Genomic DNA, 13,884 nt, shown 5'->3' with positions numbered 1-13,884 from the left:
TGGTTAGCTGACTGTTAATCGGCGAGAGGGGAGAGTCCAGAATTAATAAGAAAAATATATTTTGGTTCTCTCTTCCTGGCAATATGGTGTATGATTCCGTTATTCCTAGCTCAATGTTGTGAGGAGCCAGTATGACCATTTTTAAACAGTCGGTTGCTCTTGCTTGTTTTGCGATCGTAGCTTTTAGCGGTAGTCAAGTTGTGGCAGCGGGGACTCTTAAAGACTTTCAGGAATCGGAGGAAACACCGCTTCACAAGAATTTCTTGAGTTTAGCCCAAGACTTGGAATCTCAACTAGAAGTTCCTGAAACTATTGCGGAAGTAGTTAATACTAACCCAGAAGTTGAAACTATTGCGGAAGTATTTAATACTAACCCAGAAGTTGAAACTATTGCGGAAGTAGTTAATACTAACCCAGAAGTTGAAACTATTGCGGAAGTAGTTAATACTAATAGCCAAGAAACTCCTCAGTATCTATCAGAAATAAACGAAAATAGCCCTTCTACCGATGCAATTGATTTAAATGTGGTATCCATACAACCACAATGGCGCATTGCTGAAGAGATAGCCTTGGGGGATGATACCTTGGGGGATGATATCATAGCTCAATCGTGGCAGGATAATCCCCGTCGCGCGGCGGACCGGAATAACCGCCGCTTGAGTAACCACTTCAACTATTTTGCGGTTGGGGGTAATATTGGCATTACGGGGAATGCTTCTGGTTTAGGAAAGGGAGGGGGCGGCACTTTAGGTAAAACGGGATATTCTGAGAATCTATCGTTGCATACTGGTGGCGTGCTTATTGGTGAGGGTGCTAGTGTCACGGCTTTGACCTATAGCTTCCCTATGCGGGTAGATACAGGGGGTATAGTTGCCTCTCCGTTTATAGGTGCTGGCATCATTTATGCGGACCTATTCAATAGCGATTTTAGCTTCGGTCCCCTGTTTATGACGGGTGTTGACGTACCGATTTCCTACAGTTTCATCTTGACGGGTCGCTTTAATGTAGGCTACATCAGAGAGACTACGGAAGTAGGGGTGATGCTAGGGGTGGGTTATGTGTATACCCGCAGTATATGGAATATTCTGGGCATATTCTAGGCTTAATCTAGGGACTCTAAAGGGACTACACTAGGATTGATAATTTTGGGGCTCGAACCCTGAAATTTAACGGCTATAGATAGCTTACCTTTGTGATCTCCGAAAATGTGGGTGATTTTACCAACACCAAAACTGCGGTGTAAAACGCGATCGCCCACATTCCACTGTTGGGGACTTTTTTTGATAGTCCCCTTGGTGGCTTTATTCTTGGTGGTGTTTTTGGCGGCTTGGTGGCGGATCAAAGGTTTATATCCCCGCACTAGGTCTGGTGGTAATTCGGCTAGAAACATCGAAGGAACACAAGGTTCGCGATACCCCCACAAACGCCTTTCGCTGGTGTGGGTAATAAATAACTGTTCCTGGGCGCGGGTGATGCCTACATAGCAAAGTCGCCGTTCTTCTTCTAAACTGAGAGGGTCGTTAATGCTGCGGAAGTTGGGAAAGAGTCCCTGTTCTAAACCGACTAAGAAGACAATGGGAAATTCTAAGCCCTTAGCTGAGTGTAGGGTCATCAGAGAAACGGCTTCCTGTCCTTCCTGAAGATTATCTAAATCTGAGGATAGGGACGCACGAGCTAAAAAAGCCTGTAAACTGGTGTCTTCCTCTTCTTCCTGAAATTGGGAAACGGCGTTACAGAGTTCCCGCAGGTTATCTAGGCGGTTATCTGCTTCATCAGTGCCTTGTTGTTTGAGGTCTTGGAAGTAGCCAGAGTCTTCGAGAATGCCATCTAAAATGTCTAGGGCTGTGGTAGTTTCTAAGCGATCGCGCCAAGATTGAATCATTTGGGCGAAGCGATTAACGGATTTAGCCGCGCGTCCGGTAATGGTATTAACGGAGTCTTGATCACTAATAATTTCCCAGAGGGGAACCCCTAACTGTTGGGCGGCATTATTTAAGCCGTCTATGGTAGTGCGACCAATACCGCGCCGAGGTACATTAATGACCCTTTGCAAACTGACGGTATCAGCGGGGTTCGCAATGACGCGAAGATAAGATATGGCATCTTTAATTTCTCGGCGATCGTAGAACTTTAGCCCGCCGACAATGTTATAATGTACATCTTCACGCCGTAATACATCCTCAAAGGGTCGAGATTGGGCGTTGGTGCGATAGAGAATGGCAAAACTACCGAAGCCGATTTCGGGGTTTTGGTTGATAATGGTTCTGATCTGATCGACTACAAAATGAGCTTCTGCCATTTCGTCATCGGCTTTATGACAGCAGACGGGAACACCAGGCGATCGCGTAGGGCGCAGAATTTTGTCAATGCGGGTGGTGTTATTTTGAATGAGATGGTTGGCTACTTCTAGGATGTTTTCTCGCGATCGGTAGTTTTCTTCTAGTTTAATTAAGGTGCGGCTGTCATCGTCGGCTAAACCATCGCCAAAATCTTGTTGAAATTCCAGCATAATCCGATAGTCTGCCATACGGAAGGAATAAATAGACTGATCTACATCCCCGACCACAAAAATAGACCGATTCTGCCAATTGTGAAAAGATGGCGGCGGTTCTCCATTAGTTGTTAACAGCCTAATCAGGTCATACTGGGTGCGGTTAGTGTCTTGGTATTCGTCCACGAGAATATGGCAAAATTTTTGATGCCAGTAGGCTAAAACTTGTTCGTTTTGGCTAAATAAAGCTACGGGGACGAGAATGAGGTCGTCAAAGTCTAGGGCGTTATTGGCGGCGAGGGCATCTTGATATAGACTATAGACTTCTGCAATGACTCGCCCCTGATAGTCGGGGTTCTCCTGTAGGTATTGTTGGGGAGACAATCCCAGGTTTTTGGCGTTACTGATTTTATAGCGAGTTTTGCGGGGGTCAAATTTTTTGTCGTCTAGGTTGAGGGTTTTGGTGACGATTTGCTTAACTAGGGCTAGTACGTCTGACTCGTCAAAAATTGAGAAGTTAGGTTTCCACTGACGGCCTTTTTCGTCTTGGTATTTGTTGATATCATACCGGAGAATGCGGGCACAGAGGCTATGAAAGGTTCCCATCCATAGGTGTTTGGTTAGTTTCCGGTAAATTTGCGATCGCAGTTGGGTTTGGATGGCGGGTTCTAAGGCTGATAGGGGTTTCTGGTATTTTTTTTGGGCTTGCTGTTGGGCAAAAATTGACTCGATCCGGTCTTTGATTTCTCTAGCGGCTTTGTTGGTGAAGGTGACGGCTAGGATGTTTTCGGGGTTGACTTTATGATTGTCGATCAGGTTGGCTACGCGATAGGTGAGGGCGCGAGTTTTACCGGAACCTGCGCCAGCGACTACTAACATTGGACCGCAGAAGTGTTCAACGGCTTGACGTTGGGATGGGTTTAGGGAAGTTAGGAAGTCTACAGATTCCATAGTGGCTGCGATCGCTTAACCGTTAAGAAAAAGGGTAATGTGCTTTGTGTAAAATTACCATGGATTTGGGACTTCAGACAAGTTTATTGAGAATTGTCCAAACATCCCCATCAGAGCGGACGTAGGGGACGGAAATATTACTAAATCCGGTGATAAATGGCTTATAGTACACCTGCCAGTATAGGGGGGTAATTTCATCGGCGATCGCTTTGAGGGCTTTGGCTTCGGTTTGGAGTTCCCTGGATAGTTGGTTTATGCGATCGGCGTGTAGTTTGGCTTGCTGTCGGCTTTCTTCTAGTTGTTCTTCTGTGGGTCTGCTGCGCCTGAATTGTTCTAATTCCTGTTGTTTATGGCGAAGGTGGATTTTGAGGGCGGCGATCGCATCTTCTATACCTTTGCTCTCCGCTGACTGGTGGGCGGTTTCTCGCGCATGGTTACGGTAGGCTGTGGCGATCGCTTCTGGAGAGTTATTTTCTGGGGTGATTTGCGGATTTTGAATCTGGATCTGGGTTTTTTCCCGTTGTAGGGCTAAAATCTGCTTCCTAATTGCTTCGATTTCCTGGTCCAGCGGGTGCATGATTGATTCGGCTTAGGATTAATGGTGCTATTGTAACATTATCTTTACATTTTCCGGCTAAATTTAGCCCGTAACTTATAGACAAACAACTCATTATACCAGATTATCTATAAATACTATGGTTTCTGTAAAAGGCTCAACTGTATTAAGTAAAATCTTTTCAAACCCTTACACCATAGAGGATACAGGACAATAGGGTGAGGAAAAGAGAGGATAATTTTTACTAAATTTAATATAATTTGATTTGGTTACTCATGAAATTGTTAAGTTTAGTTTAATATGCTTGCACTTATATTTAATAGTGCTAAAGTAGTAATTGAAGTCAAACAGGCTTCTTTGACAGATACCAAAAGCGATGTTCAATCTGTCGGTTTTATATCTCGAGGGAGGACTAGAACGAATAAAAACTTGTTCATCGCCAATGTAGTGAGAATCAGGAGGTAAAACACTGTTTCATTTCGAGTCTGTCATGTTTGAGAGCAGCCCCTCTTTAGGGTTCTGATATTTCCTCTACTGTTTCGATGGGAGCTATGCACTTAACTTTTGTAGTTTTCGATGTAACTCCAGCCAAACCATATTTATTCGAGGAAATCACTCGGTAGACCAGGAGGTATTCTAAGCTGTTCACTCTAAACTCTGTTTCGTCAAAACGCGGTAGTAGCGCCCACAGAATTTCCTTATATTTCCTCAGATAGCGACGATGGGAGCAATGCAACTGGCTCAGGTTTCAGTTCACCTCCAGATAGTCTAAATCAACGAGAGGATGTCCCTGGGGAGTAGGTTAGGGCGCTATTGCTGTTGTCGCATTTTTTTTTGAGTCCGAAAGAATGAAAAATTGGGTTTAATACCCAGCCCCTTGTGGGTGTAGTGCTTCACTGAGTATTTATTGCTATCTAAGACCTAATTGTTTTTTCACCAAAAAGTTACCAATAATTAAGGTTAACAGAATTAGACTAAGTTTAACAGGCCAGGGAATCATCACAAAAAACCACATTGATGATATGGTGGCGATGACGGCGGCGAGAAGACGGGGAAGTTCATCAAACCAGTGTCCATGATGACTGAGGCTGACCCAAACAGAAATACAGGCGATCGCCAGAGGAATTAAAGATAGTGTTGACATAGTTTTAACCGGTCAGGAAGGGAAGTTAATAGTATTTGGTAGTCTAGGGAACTAGACTTGCAGGATAAAAATACAGTTCCCTAGGGGAAGAAATTAGCCGATAGTCAGGGCCAAATCTTGGGGTGAGAGGGTAAACAGTCCCTGTCTAACTAGATCAGGTTGTGCATTTTGAACGACTCCGAAAATACCTCCTTCTGGGAGCAGAATATGAGTATCATTACCCACTGAATTAAGGATTAATATTGATGGGTCAATATCGCCGACTACCGCAATGCGATCGCCTTCAGCGAGGTTAAAATCGAGAATCAGATCAGCCTGATCAATAGTAGCATCAGCATGGGTTAAAACAAAAGTATCTGCACCCTGACCACCAACGAGGGTATCAGCACCCAGATCACCAATGAGAATATCATTTCCCGCATCTCCAGACAAGTAATCATCACCCTGTCCACCGCGAATAAAGTCATCACCAGCGCCGCCATAGATAGTGTCATTACCGCGATTTCCGTTGATGATATCATTACCATCATTACCAAAGAGCAGGTCATCACCTTGACCACCCCAAATCAAGTCATCACCAGCGCCGCCATAGATGGTATCATTACCCTGATTACCATTAATTACATCAGCAATTTCTGACCCGATCACTAAATCATTACCACCCCCGGCGAAAACTCCTTTAGGGTTTTGTTGGCTAATTTCGGGGGTAATTTCGATCACATTATCAGCATCCAAATCCCTAGGAAAGGCATAAGATAAGGGTAAGCTGGCGCGGTTAAGAGTGTTAATGAAACCATTTAAAAGTGGTACATCAGTGATTAGATTAGAGGTGCGAGTTGGTAAAATACCAGCAAATACTTCCGCGTCTTGAATGCGATCGCCTTGTTGAATTTGGTCAATCACATCAAACCCTTGCATCACCATACCAAAAACGGCATAATCGCCATCCAAGCCGGGAGAGTCAACTAAGTTAAAGTAAAATTGAGAAGAGGCTGAGTCAGGGTCATTACCTGACCGCGCCATAGCGATCGACCCCTGGACATTTCTTAATAAGGGAGGAACTGTAATTCCGGCTTGTTGAAAAGTTTGGCTGTAGATAGGTTCGGTGGCACCTTCTGGTATAATTTCCAGGGGCACATTACGGACTTGTCCTGTCGCTGGGTCGATAAATCCACCAGTTCCTAATAAGTTAGGGGGAAAACCTGGAATAACGCTGTTAGGGTCGCCTCCCTGTACGACAAAGGGGTTAGGTTCACGGACTACGCGATGGAAGGATACACCATCATAAACGCCAAGTTCAACTAATTCTACGAAGTTTCCGGCGGTGATGGGTGCATTATCGCCATCAACTTGGATAACAATTGGTGATCCATTAACCACCATAGCTACTAATGCTTGACCACTTAAAGGTTGAATGTTTGTCATGTTTGAAATGCTATTTTTCCGTTAATGATGTTAGCTTGTTTGGGATCAGATGGAGACCAATTTGAGAGTTTTTGGGTAATTTAGGGGAGTATATGGGGCGATCGCATTTCCTTGACTCCAAATATAGATTTAGGGTTCCGCCAGTCCGGTGGCGGAGATATGTAAAGATATGTAAAGAAATTTCGATCTGTGTATTATGTTGCGCCGAACCTTGATCAGTCTAATTGTAGGAATAGCGATCGCCCTATTTAACCTAAACCTAGCGAGTCCGGTCTTAGCCTTGGGTGGTCAACTGCCGCCGCTAAATGAACCCGCGCCAGAATTTACGCTTCCCACAAATACCGGAGACGGGGAGGTGTCTCTATCAGACTACCGAGGTCAGTGGGTAGTAGTCTATTTTTATCCCAAAGATTTTACGCCAGGATGTACCTTAGAAGCCCGTCGCTTTCAGGAAGACTTGCCGAAATATATGGCTAGAAATACCCAAATTTTAGGGATTAGTGCTGATGATGTGGACTCCCACGCCGAGTTTTGCGACTCTGAGGGGTTAAAATTTCCGCTGTTAGCTGATGTTGATGGAAGTGTCAGCAAGGCTTATGGTTCATGGTTAAATTTCTTTTCGATGCGACATTCATTTATTATTGATCCTGATGGTATTCTCCGAGAAACCTTTGTGGGTGTGATTCCGGCCATTCACAGTCAGGAAGTCCTAGCCCGTTTGGATGAAATGATCAACTCCTGAGAGTTCCAATAGGGAGGATTTGGGAGAGCGATCGCCTCTATTTACAGTTATTTAAAGTTCCTCCGGGTTAATTCCTTGGGCGCGTAATAACTCCGCTAGTCTTTCCGCCCGTTGGCGTTCAGCTTCGACTCGTTGGCGTTCCTGCTGTAACTCTAGTTCGGCTTGTTCAGCCCGCTGACGTTGATTTTCCGCCCGCTGACGTTCAATTCTAGCCCGTTCATCCCCCGTTAATAGCAAATTACCCTGATTATCCCACCAACGCAGCCAAGGCAATTCTACGTTGCTATACTGTCCCCGCCAAATCCCTAATTCTACACCCATGGAGTGAATGGGATAGTGACCTCGTTCATTCGCCGCCACTAACTCATAGTGATTTTCCACTAGGCGATAGACTTCTACACTGGCTTTTTGGACTTCATAGATAGCAGAGAAAGCCGGACGGATAACTTGTTCATATACCCAAAATTTACCGGGTTTTTGACGTTCTCCAGAAATTTGAGATAAAGGAGTGCGATCGCGTTCTTCGGAACCATCACCGGACACAAATTCTATGGCAATTAAAGGGGGGATATATTCCTGCCATAATACATAGGAACGTCTGAATTTTCCGTCGAGGCTGGGGGGAACGTTGGGAACATAAAACCAGTCTGGACATTCCGCCCCGCGTTCTGGGGGTTCTGTCAGCCGCCAATAGATACCACAATCTTGACCTATAGCATATTGCTGGTCTGGGTGTATACTATCTAGTGTTGATTGAATGGAATCAGTCAATAAGATACTTTGGGGATGCTCCTGAAAGTTTTTCACAAAAGTACCGTCGGAGTCGGGGAGTTGGGTATGATCGGGAAGTGAGGTAATTCCCAGTTCTGAGGATTGGGCGATGGTCATAGTTAATCGTTTCTCATCGCAGAGTGTGAAAAACAGTATAGCATTTTGATAGGACGTTAGAGAGCGATCTCCCTCTATTTTTGACCCTTCCGCACTTCCTTTTAAACCACCAACGGTAGACTATCCAAGCCTTACCTAGTTGAATCGCTCCACTGCTGACACCCCATTACCCCATTGCCCCTCAATTCCGCTTGGGAAACATCTTGTCATCTACCATTAGAAGCAACCATCCTAAATTTTTACATTTCTTAATCAAACTCCCGTCTTTTTCCGTCCTTTTCCGTCCTTTTCCGACTTGCCAATAGCTCTGATTTTGAGCAAAATTAAAACCAGAGTTGATCATCCACTATTTTAAGTAAATTGCCAAAGCTGTTCCGAGGAAACAGTCAACCACATCAATCGGAAAAGGATCTACACCCGGAAAATTTATGGTATACGAAGATACATTTAATGCTTGATTGACCAAATTACTCTGTTCAGGCAAAACAATGGAGCAAAACTACCCAGAAAATTTAGACCTAAATCTGCTTCAAGACTATTACCAAGCTCTTCATGCCATCAATACTCAACATTTAAAGCTGCTAGATGCTAAACGAGAATTGAGTTGGCATAATTCTCGCAAAAAAGAAGCTTATAAATTGGCTCAACAATTGGGCATCAACGACATTTCATCATTGCCCACAACTGACTGTAACTACGTTTCTGGAGAAAAGACAGATCGCGATCGCATCAATAAAGCCTTAAATGATATCAATATCACTTTAGAAAAAATCAAAAATATCAATAACATGAAAAAGGGTGAAATAGAAAACATAAAAAATCAAAAAAAATATCAATTAGAATCTTTAAAAAATCAAAATATTCAGGTTGGCGAGAAATTAGATGAAATTGAAAAGAAAATAGAAAACCTGAAAAATCAAAAAATGTTGCGCCTTGTTTCAACTGTTATTGTTGCAGTTGTTGTCACAATCGTCTGGCAAGATTTGGCAACGACTTTCTGGGTAACACTAATATATTTTCTTATAATTTTGTCTGTTGAATGAGTAAATTCCACTTGATTATGTTTTTAAGATTTTAATTTTCTAGTCAAATAGGGAGGAAATATGGCAAGTTTTTTAGAAAATTTAAATAAGCTAATCCAAGAAAAACAAGAAAAAAATCTAAAAAAAGCTGATTTGCAAAATCAAATTATTCAAGAAGAAAAACAATTTTCTCAGAAAATAGAGGCGAATGAAAGTGAATTAAAACAACAAACAGAAAGTTTAAAAAAGAAAGTATTATCAAATTTATATATAGTCAATGAAGATACTAAGCTTGCTCAAGAAAGAGCGATTTTTGAGGGCAATATTTTTTCTCAAAAATTGCAACAAAAACAAAAAGAAATTAGTCAATTAGTAAATCAAATTGATAACCCCCGCTTATTATCAGCTTCTTGGAATGATCCCCGTTGGACACCTTCAGAGAATAGCGATAGTTATAAACCTCAAAATGGTGGTCTGGCTCCTGGTGTTTTACGAATTGGTGAATTTTTACTGGATCAAGTACAGCCACCCGCTAGAGTTCCGGCATTGATACCAATCCGAGATTTTTCTAATCATTTGCCCAACTTTAAGCCCGGACACATTGCAATTTTTAGCAGTGATGCGGAATCTCGTCAAGCCGCACTTGCGGGTTTAGAGTCTATCGCTTTGCGAGTGGTCAGTACCTTCCCCGTCAGAAAATTAAAAGGAATATTTATTGACCCGGTAAGCATGGGAAATACTTTTCCCTTCAAGAATTTACATCAATTTATTTCAGGTCAGAAAACCTATACTCGCAGTGATGATATTCGAGAACAACTGCGAGGGTTAACCGAACATATTGAGCAAGTTCTACAAAACTATTTAGGTAAAAATTACCAAAGCATAGAAGATTATAATATTGCGGCTCAGTCTGTAGCGGAACCCTATCGTTATTTATTTATTGCTGATTTTCCCACTGGCTTTGACAACAACTCGTGGGAAGATCTGAAAAGCATCCGGTTAAATGGTTCTAGGGCGGGTGTTTATGTGATTTTGCATATTGACGAAACTTTGGAGAAACCGAAAAACTTTGATTACAGAACATTTGAGGATTTTTGTACCGTTATTAGCCCCACACATGGCTTGAGTGTGGGAGCAAAACCCAAGCAGGGCAATGTTTATTCGGGATATGTTACGAGCTTGACCTCTGGGGGTGCTTATGTTGAATTTCTGCCCAATACTCAAGGATTTGTACCAACCCCAAAATTAGTAGATCGAAGAATATACAGACCCGAAGAAGCGGTTTCTGTCGGCCAAAAAGTTGTAGTTAAAGTTCACTCAATCAATAGTCGAGACGAAATTGAACTGACCTGTTTAGATATCAATCCGACTGAAGAAACTGCGGCTCGACAAAAGAATTTTCGTTCATCTCAAAATACCAATCAGTCCTTATTTGAGTTGAAGTTACCTAATGATTTGGTTTTCAAAGTCGCACTAGATGAACCCCCACCTAACGAACAATTTAATCAAATCCTACAACTCATTACAGAAGAAGCGAAAAAAATTAGTGTTGAAACTCTACCCTTTTCCAAACTTTATCCCCAACAAGCATGGTCTGAGGATAGCAGGAAAGAAATCAGAGCGCCTATCGGTTTAATGGGTGCAATGGATAAGTTGGAATTTTGGTTAGGTGAAAATGAAGACAAACAACTGGTCAGTCATGGTTTGTTAGCAGGTAAAACAGGTTCAGGTAAAAGTTATACGCTTCATGCAATTATTGTCAGTTTGGCGCTGAGATATTCTCCCGATGAATTGGAGTTATATTTACTTGATTTTAAAGAGGGAGTCGAGTTTCAAATGTATGTCGATCCAGAAAAGGGAGAAACTTCTCAAAATGCCGAAGAGTTGAACGAAGAAAAAGCCTTACCCCATGCCAAAGTTGTCTCGATTGAAAGCGATCGCGAATTTGGATTAAGTGTTTTAGAGTATGTCAATAAACAAATCGAAGAACGCAGCATCAAGTTTAAATCAGCAGGAAACTTAAACAAATTGCAAGATTACCGGGATAAAACTGGAGAAACAATGCCACGAATTTTAGTGGTCATTGATGAGTTTCAGTATATGTTCCAGGAAAATGATAATATTACCCGCAGTCTCAACCAAGTGATGGATAATATAACCCGACAAGGACGTGCATTTGGGATTCATTTATTAATTGCATCTCAGTCTCCCAATGTACCCAATATGAGTCGAGGTATTTACTCACAAATTGACCTGAGAATGGCACAGCAAATGGATAAAAGTACAGCATCTTCAGTATTAGCGGAAGGAAATACCGATGCTGTAGATTTGCTGGACAAACCAGGTAAGGTGATTTATAACAAAGATTATGGTAAGAAAAATCAAAATGAGATCGGTCAAGTCGCTGATATTTCTGCTCAAGAAAGATCCAATGCCTTAGTCAATATTCAGGAAATTGTCAATCAAAATCATTATCAGCGCTCAGAACCTTTAATTCTCTTTAATGGATCTCGACCGACTAAATTAAGTCATAATCGACAATTAGTTAAATTATCGGATATGACTGAATGGCTCTCCCTGAAAGAATTAAATAAACAAGTTATTAAAGAACCAGATTGGGTAGTTCAAGAAACTCCGGGGATTGCTTGGCTGGGAGAACCGATGAGAATTGGCGATCATACTAAAGCGATTTTCCGTCGTCGTCCCCGCAATAACATGATGATAGTTGGCTCTTCTGAAGAAATTGTCTTGGGAATTATTGGGGGAATATTAATGAGTTTAATTCATTGCTATCAACCCCAAAAAGCACGGTTTATGATTGCTGATTTATCCATTCCTGATGAAGATAATGACTGGACAGAAATGACCATCAATTTCAGGAATGCCTTTAACTCTTACTTCCCCACCCAAATCGCTAAACGTTTTGCCGATCCAGATTGTCAAGTTATTAAAGCTGAAACTTTATTAAACGAGACCTATGAAGAATTTGAAAGACGTTTAAAACAACGAGAAGAAAACCCAGACCAAAATCCCGATGATTTAGGAGATTCCCTATTTTTTGTCTATGCAGTGGGAGGGTTAAACAGATCGCAAAATTTACGTCCTGTTATGGGTCATCGTAGTGAAGAACCTTCCGAAGATGCCGAAAGACTACTCAAGCTAATTTCTCAAGGGTCTGAATTGGGTATCCATACTATTTTCTGGTTAGAAGATATGAAAACATTTCTCAAACTGACCGGGGATAATCGTTCTTGGCTAACCCATTTTGACCTGCGGGTTGCCTTGAATATGCCGGGAGATGATTCTCGATTGCTATTAGGAGAAGTCCATGCTGAAAAGTTACCACGACTCAGAGCTTATTTTCGGGATGATTCGGCGACCGCAGGTTTAGAGAAATTTAAGCCTTATGCTGTCCCCACAAAAGAAGAAATTGGCGAATACTGCCATAATTTTGAACAACGGTTGACGTGATTAGGAGATTGTAGGATGTCAAGAGATTTGGATATTGACGAACAAGAGTTAGCCAAATTTATTGCGGCTTTGTCTGATTTCCAAGATTTAACAACTGATAAATTTAAGGCAGTTGAAGGAGCTTGGAGAAAATGTGATGATTCTTGGAAAGGAGAAAGTAAAGACAAATTTACTAAAGATTTCGACCAAACCAAAGACATGGTACAAAGAGCCTTAGAAGCGGGTGACGATGCCTTGGAATGGCTCAGAAAGTTTGATGATATCTTGAAAGAGTTTGAACAAAATTATTAATAAAAGGAGAAAGGGTTATGGCTCAAACTTCATTTGATGCTCAAGATGCAGAAGATCTACTCAAAGAACTGGAACAGTTTCACGAGGCTATCCGGGATGAATGGTCAAGGGTTTTGAACCAGTGGAGCAATCTTAAATCGGTTTGGCGCGATCAACAATTTGATAAATTTGAACCGATATTTGAGAAATTTATCTCTACTTATAATGATGCGGAAAAAGAAAGCGATCAATACATCAGATTTGTTCGAGAACAAATTGAAATAAATGAGACTAAAAAACAAAAATTGTCTGGACGTTTAGCCGACTTATAAATCAGGAAAAGATAGATATGGTTAAACCAACTTCTTTTAACTTAGAAGATGCTGAGTGCTTGCTCAGGCAGTTAGATCAATTTCGAGGAACGTTACAGCAAGAGTGGGGAAAGGTAGCTACTCAATGGGAAAATATTAAATTGACTTGGCACGATCAACAATTTGATAAATTTGCACCTTTGTTTGAAAAACTGTCATCTACTTATCAAGGTGAAATTGATGGCTGTGAAAAATATATGGGGTTTTTAGTGCAACAAATTAAGACTGCCGAACAAAGAAAGGTGAAGCTAGGTGATGTGGTTAATAAGTTGTATACCGGAGTTGAAATTGCACAAGCAATTGTTGGTTTGGGGTATGCTTCTCCTCCCTCAGAAATTGCCATGTCATCAGCAAAACCTATTTCTTCCATAGAACAACAAGAGGAGGATAAAACCGACTATGATTTTGCCAGAATTGATCGTGTACCCAATATTGAAGATCAATTAGCAGAATCTTTTAAAACTTCTCAAGAAAACGAAAGAAAAAGGAGACAAGAAGAATTAGAAAAAAATCATAATCCCCAAAATTCCCATAGTCAACCTAAATAAATTAT

General features: G+C 41.7%; 14 protein-coding genes. 7 read left to right on the top strand and 7 right to left on the bottom strand.

Annotated elements, in window-relative coordinates; translation table 11 throughout:
• Window positions 1–131: 131 nt before the first annotated feature.
• Window positions 132–1,100 carry a hypothetical protein gene (locus tag N39L_RS23000; RefSeq protein WP_014276489.1) on the top strand — a complete coding sequence of 323 codons (969 nt, stop codon included), beginning with the start codon at window positions 132–134 and terminating at the stop codon, window positions 1,098–1,100.
• Window positions 1,101–1,102: 2 nt separating this feature from the next.
• On the opposite strand, the gene pcrA is transcribed toward N39L_RS23000, so the two are convergent.
• The 4 genes from pcrA to N39L_RS22980 all read right to left on the bottom strand — a co-directional run bounded on the left by pcrA (window position 1,103) and on the right by N39L_RS22980 (window position 6,567).
• Window positions 1,103–3,442 carry a DNA helicase PcrA gene (pcrA, locus tag N39L_RS22995; RefSeq protein ID WP_006616951.1) on the bottom strand — a complete coding sequence of 780 codons (2,340 nt, stop codon included), beginning with the start codon at window positions 3,440–3,442 and terminating at the stop codon, window positions 1,103–1,105.
• 73 nt (window positions 3,443–3,515) lie between these two features.
• Window positions 3,516–4,019, bottom strand: a complete 504-nt coding sequence (locus N39L_RS22990; RefSeq protein WP_006616950.1) for a hypothetical protein — start codon at window positions 4,017–4,019, stop codon at window positions 3,516–3,518.
• An 889-nt stretch (window positions 4,020–4,908) separates the two neighbouring features.
• Window positions 4,909–5,142 (bottom strand): hypothetical protein, encoded by a 234-nt coding sequence (locus N39L_RS22985; RefSeq protein WP_006616949.1) that lies wholly within the window; start codon window positions 5,140–5,142, stop codon window positions 4,909–4,911.
• Window positions 5,143–5,235: 93 nt separating this feature from the next.
• Window positions 5,236–6,567: a peptidylprolyl isomerase gene (locus tag N39L_RS22980; RefSeq protein WP_006616948.1), complete on the bottom strand. Its 1,332-nt coding sequence runs from the start codon at window positions 6,565–6,567 to the stop codon at window positions 5,236–5,238.
• A gap of 196 nt (window positions 6,568–6,763) precedes the next feature.
• On the opposite strand from N39L_RS22980, the gene N39L_RS22975 reads away from it, so the two are divergent.
• Window positions 6,764–7,309, top strand: coding sequence for a peroxiredoxin (locus N39L_RS22975; protein ID WP_006616947.1), 546 nt, complete (start codon window positions 6,764–6,766; stop codon window positions 7,307–7,309).
• 51 nt (window positions 7,310–7,360) lie between these two features.
• Here the strand turns inward: N39L_RS22975 and N39L_RS22970 are convergent, their stop codons facing one another.
• From N39L_RS22970 to N39L_RS22960, 3 genes are all read right to left on the bottom strand, one after another.
• The gene (locus N39L_RS22970) at window positions 7,361–8,197 is read right to left on the bottom strand and encodes a Uma2 family endonuclease (RefSeq protein ID WP_014276488.1); all 837 of its coding nucleotides are present in this window, start codon (window positions 8,195–8,197) and stop codon (window positions 7,361–7,363) included.
• 181 nt (window positions 8,198–8,378) lie between these two features.
• Window positions 8,379–8,540 (bottom strand): hypothetical protein, encoded by a 162-nt coding sequence (locus tag N39L_RS22965; RefSeq protein ID WP_014276487.1) that lies wholly within the window; start codon window positions 8,538–8,540, stop codon window positions 8,379–8,381.
• A 3-nt stretch (window positions 8,541–8,543) separates the two neighbouring features.
• Entirely contained in the window at window positions 8,544–8,681 is a 138-nt protein-coding gene (locus N39L_RS22960) for a hypothetical protein (RefSeq protein WP_162270062.1), read from the bottom strand.
• 4 nt (window positions 8,682–8,685) lie between these two features.
• Between N39L_RS22960 and N39L_RS22955 the strand changes: the two genes are divergently transcribed.
• From N39L_RS22955 to N39L_RS22935, 5 genes are read left to right on the top strand one after another with little or no spacing between them, the layout of a single operon-like run.
• Window positions 8,686–9,240: a hypothetical protein gene (locus tag N39L_RS22955; RefSeq protein WP_006616750.1), complete on the top strand. Its 555-nt coding sequence runs from the start codon at window positions 8,686–8,688 to the stop codon at window positions 9,238–9,240.
• Window positions 9,241–9,300: 60 nt separating this feature from the next.
• Window positions 9,301–12,690 (top strand): FtsK/SpoIIIE domain-containing protein, encoded by a 3,390-nt coding sequence (locus N39L_RS22950; RefSeq protein ID WP_006616749.1) that lies wholly within the window; start codon window positions 9,301–9,303, stop codon window positions 12,688–12,690.
• A gap of 15 nt (window positions 12,691–12,705) precedes the next feature.
• Window positions 12,706–12,981: a WXG100 family type VII secretion target gene (locus N39L_RS22945; protein ID WP_006616748.1), complete on the top strand. Its 276-nt coding sequence runs from the start codon at window positions 12,706–12,708 to the stop codon at window positions 12,979–12,981.
• A gap of 17 nt (window positions 12,982–12,998) precedes the next feature.
• The gene (locus N39L_RS22940) at window positions 12,999–13,292 is read left to right on the top strand and encodes a hypothetical protein (protein ID WP_006616747.1); all 294 of its coding nucleotides are present in this window, start codon (window positions 12,999–13,001) and stop codon (window positions 13,290–13,292) included.
• Window positions 13,293–13,309: 17 nt separating this feature from the next.
• A complete protein-coding gene (locus N39L_RS22935; RefSeq protein ID WP_006616746.1) occupies window positions 13,310–13,879 on the top strand; it encodes a hypothetical protein in 570 nt (189 codons plus the stop codon).
• Window positions 13,880–13,884: the final 5 nt, after the last annotated feature.

The sequence above is a fragment of the Limnospira platensis NIES-39 genome (assembly GCF_026000695.1).
Taxonomy (GTDB): domain Bacteria; phylum Cyanobacteriota; class Cyanobacteriia; order Cyanobacteriales; family Microcoleaceae; genus Limnospira; species Limnospira platensis.
This window is presented reverse-complemented; position numbering and strand designations above follow the sequence as displayed.

Excerpts from the sequence above, each read along its gene's own strand:
- N39L_RS23000 (WP_014276489.1), top strand. The coding sequence starts at position 132 with ATGACCATTTTTAAACAGTCGGTTGCTCTTGCTTGTTTTGCGATCGTA.
- pcrA (WP_006616951.1), bottom strand. The coding sequence starts at position 3,442 with ATGGAATCTGTAGACTTCCTAACTTCCCTAAACCCATCCCAACGTCAA.
- N39L_RS22990 (WP_006616950.1), bottom strand. The coding sequence starts at position 4,019 with ATGCACCCGCTGGACCAGGAAATCGAAGCAATTAGGAAGCAGATTTTA.
- N39L_RS22985 (WP_006616949.1), bottom strand. The coding sequence starts at position 5,142 with ATGTCAACACTATCTTTAATTCCTCTGGCGATCGCCTGTATTTCTGTT.
- N39L_RS22980 (WP_006616948.1), bottom strand. The coding sequence starts at position 6,567 with ATGACAAACATTCAACCTTTAAGTGGTCAAGCATTAGTAGCTATGGTG.
- N39L_RS22975 (WP_006616947.1), top strand. The coding sequence starts at position 6,764 with ATGTTGCGCCGAACCTTGATCAGTCTAATTGTAGGAATAGCGATCGCC.
- N39L_RS22970 (WP_014276488.1), bottom strand. The coding sequence starts at position 8,197 with ATGACCATCGCCCAATCCTCAGAACTGGGAATTACCTCACTTCCCGAT.
- N39L_RS22965 (WP_014276487.1), bottom strand. The coding sequence starts at position 8,540 with ATGATCAACTCTGGTTTTAATTTTGCTCAAAATCAGAGCTATTGGCAA.
- N39L_RS22955 (WP_006616750.1), top strand. The coding sequence starts at position 8,686 with ATGGAGCAAAACTACCCAGAAAATTTAGACCTAAATCTGCTTCAAGAC.
- N39L_RS22950 (WP_006616749.1), top strand. The coding sequence starts at position 9,301 with ATGGCAAGTTTTTTAGAAAATTTAAATAAGCTAATCCAAGAAAAACAA.
- N39L_RS22945 (WP_006616748.1), top strand. The coding sequence starts at position 12,706 with ATGTCAAGAGATTTGGATATTGACGAACAAGAGTTAGCCAAATTTATT.
- N39L_RS22940 (WP_006616747.1), top strand. The coding sequence starts at position 12,999 with ATGGCTCAAACTTCATTTGATGCTCAAGATGCAGAAGATCTACTCAAA.
- N39L_RS22935 (WP_006616746.1), top strand. The coding sequence starts at position 13,310 with ATGGTTAAACCAACTTCTTTTAACTTAGAAGATGCTGAGTGCTTGCTC.